This window comes from Parasphingorhabdus sp. (assembly GCF_036964565.1).
Classification (GTDB): domain Bacteria; phylum Pseudomonadota; class Alphaproteobacteria; order Sphingomonadales; family Sphingomonadaceae; genus Parasphingorhabdus.
The window spans coordinates 1-2651 of the sequence record NZ_JBALTN010000029.1 but is presented as its reverse complement, the minus strand read 5'-3'; the positions used below and the strand labels follow the sequence as shown (position 1 = coordinate 2651).

The following is a 2651-nucleotide window of genomic DNA, read 5'->3' as shown; positions in this document are numbered from 1 at the left end:
CTTTTACGATCGGCTCAGGCGCCCGGGCATCGGAAATCGCAGCTTCACTCTCCAACTCTTCGAGCGTCAGTTCCAGTGTAAGCGAGAGCTGTAGGCCGCCTTGCGCGTTGTGCCATTGAAGGGTTGAAGGCTGCTTATTTGGGAGCGGCGATTATGGACGACATGGTTTCGGGATCAGCGAGCAGTCATACGATTAGTCATATGACCACTCATATGAGTGGTTCTAGTCTTGGCCGTGTAGAGATTGTCGGCGGTCGTCGGCGCTGGACAGCCGAGCAGAAGCTGGCGATGCTGGCAGATGCATTTGGTCCAGGGGGATCGGTTGGCCAGACTTGCGAGCGTCACCGGATAGGCAGTGGCCAGCTATACACATGGCGGCGTCTGGCGATGAACGGTCAGCTAGAGGGCATGACCCCGTCAAGCCGAGCGCTTGCCGCACCCGCTTTTGCCGAAGTCTCGCTGGATACTGGCCCAATCGACCGAGCGGCGGTAAATCCTGCACAGCCTGGTCTGATCAGGATAGACCTGCCATCAAGGATAAGGCTGACGGTGGACGCGGGGATAGATGCCGATGCGCTGGCACGGGTAATGGGCGTACTGGGTCGATGATCTCGCCATCTCCTTCGACGCGCATTTACCTTGCTTGTGGTGCAACCGACATGCGCAAGGGTTTTAATGGTCTGGCTGTAATGGCGCAGCAAGTATTGCACAAGAACCCGCATTCAGGAGCTTTGTTTGCCTTTCGGGGCAAGCGCGGAGATCTGGTCAAGCTGCTGTGGTATGATGGTCAGGGCATGTGCCTGTTTTCCAAACGGATGGATCGCGGCAAATTCGTTTGGCCGGTGACAAAGACCGGTAAAGTGCACCTTTCTTCGGCCCAGCTTTCCATGCTTCTCGAAGGCATTGACTGGCGTAGACCTGAACGCACGGACGCCTCGCTTCTGGCGGGATAAAACGGCATATTTGGGCTGGTTTCACTGGTAATCCATGACCCACTCCGCTATTAAATGGCGGTGTCAGATACCGCTCATTCTTACCCCGATAAAGACGCCCGGATTGCTGAGCTGGAAGCTGCTTTGGCGGCCCGTGACACGCTGATCGAGACCCTGCAGTTACAACTGGACAAGTTGCGCCGTATGACCTTTGGCCAGTCGTCGGAGAAGCTTGTCCAGCAGATCGAGCAACTGGAACTGACGCTCGAAGAGTTGGAGAGTGAAGCTGCGATTTCCGATGCCCGGGCGCCTGAGCCGATCGTAAAAGCCGGACGGCCATCCCCCGTCCGCGCTTTGCCCGATCATCTGCCACGCACCGAGCGCCGCATTGAACCGGAGACAGGTGCCTGTAATTGTCCTGATTGCGGCGGTACCCTTCGCCCGCTTGGGCAAGACAGCGACGAGATGCTTGATGTGCTGCCGGTGCAATGGCGCGTTATCCGTACCATTCGCCCCAAGTATAGCTGCCGTTCCTGCGAGAAGATTGTGCAGGCCCGCGCACCAGTCAAAGCTATTGCCCGGGGTAAAGCCAGCTTCGCAACCCTTGCCCATGTCGCCGTGAACAAGTTCGATCATCATCTGCCGCTCTACCGTCAGTCCGAGATGATGGCAGCGCAAGGTGTGGACATCGACCGTTCGACGCTGGCCGGTTGGGCTGGTCAAGCCGCAAGTCTGCTTGATCCTATCGTTAGCCGTATCCGCGAAGAAGGCTTAAAGGCCGCAAAGATCCATACCGACGATACGCCAGTACCGATGCTGGTGCCAGGCAAGGGTAAAACGGCGCAAGCAAGATTGTGGACCCATGTTGTCGATGACCGCGCATCCGGCTCTACGGGTCCGGCCTTGGTCTGGTACAAGTTTACCCTTGATCGCAGTGGCATCCATCCGCAAACCGAGCTCAAGGCATTTACAGGTTTGCTGCAGGCCGATGGCTATGCCGGTTACGACAAGCTCTATCAGGATGGCCGGATACGCGAGGTTGCCTGCTGGGCGCATTTCCGCCGCAAGATATTCGAGAACCATCAAGCAAGCCCGACGCCGCTCACCGCCGACCTACTGGAACGGATTGCAGGGCTTTACCGGATCGAAGACGATGTTCGCGGTCAGCCACCCGATATCCGCCGTCAGCAGCGCCAGGAACATAGCAAACCGCAAATCGAGACGCTGCGCAGCGTGATCGACGATGCCTTGCGCCGTCTGTCGCCCAAATCAAGCATGGCCAAGGCTCTAGCCTATGGCCGCAAACGCTGGGATGCGCTCACACGTTATCTCGATGAAGGCATGGCCGAGATGGACAATAACATTGCAGAACGCTCTATCCGTTCCATAGCGATAGGCAGAAAAAATTGGCTATTTACCGGATCCAAGGCCGGAGGAACACGCGCTGCCGCCATCTACTCGGTTATCGGAACCTGTCAGCTCAATGGCGTGGAGCCCCAAGCCTATATTACCGATGTTATTGAAAAAATCGCATCCGATTGGCCCGCTTCCCGATGGGACGAACTCATGCCCTGGAACTGGGCAGACGATAACAAATCGAGCCGTCAAGCCGCATAATACGCGGCCTGCAGCTCACGCTTACGTTCCAGTTGCTCGATCTGCTGGACAAGCTTCTCCGACGACTGGCCAAAGGTCATACGGCGCAACTTGTCCAGTTGT

Annotated in this window: 3 protein-coding genes and 1 pseudogene; 3 read left to right on the top strand and 1 reads right to left on the bottom strand. The window is 57.0% G+C overall.

The genetic code is table 11. From position 1 onward, the window contains the following. The first annotated feature begins 213 nt into the window (after positions 1–213). From tnpA to tnpC, 3 genes are read left to right on the top strand one after another with little or no spacing between them, the layout of a single operon-like run. Entirely contained in the window at positions 214–609 is a 396-nt protein-coding gene (gene tnpA, locus V7650_RS18060; RefSeq protein ID WP_335657597.1) for an IS66-like element accessory protein TnpA, read from the top strand. Next, positions 606–953 carry an IS66 family insertion sequence element accessory protein TnpB gene (tnpB, locus tag V7650_RS18055; protein ID WP_335657596.1) on the top strand — a complete coding sequence of 116 codons (348 nt, stop codon included), beginning with the start codon at positions 606–608 and terminating at the stop codon, positions 951–953. The genes tnpA and tnpB overlap by 4 nt, the downstream gene beginning before the upstream one ends. 54 nt (positions 954–1007) lie before the next feature. Beyond that, positions 1008–2549 carry an IS66 family transposase gene (gene tnpC / locus V7650_RS18050; RefSeq protein ID WP_335657595.1) on the top strand — a complete coding sequence of 514 codons (1542 nt, stop codon included), beginning with the start codon at positions 1008–1010 and terminating at the stop codon, positions 2547–2549. 2 nt (positions 2550–2551) lie between these two features. Here the strand turns inward: tnpC and V7650_RS18300 are convergent. Further along, positions 2552–2651 (bottom strand): annotated as a pseudogene (locus tag V7650_RS18300) (hypothetical protein); the annotation flags it as partial.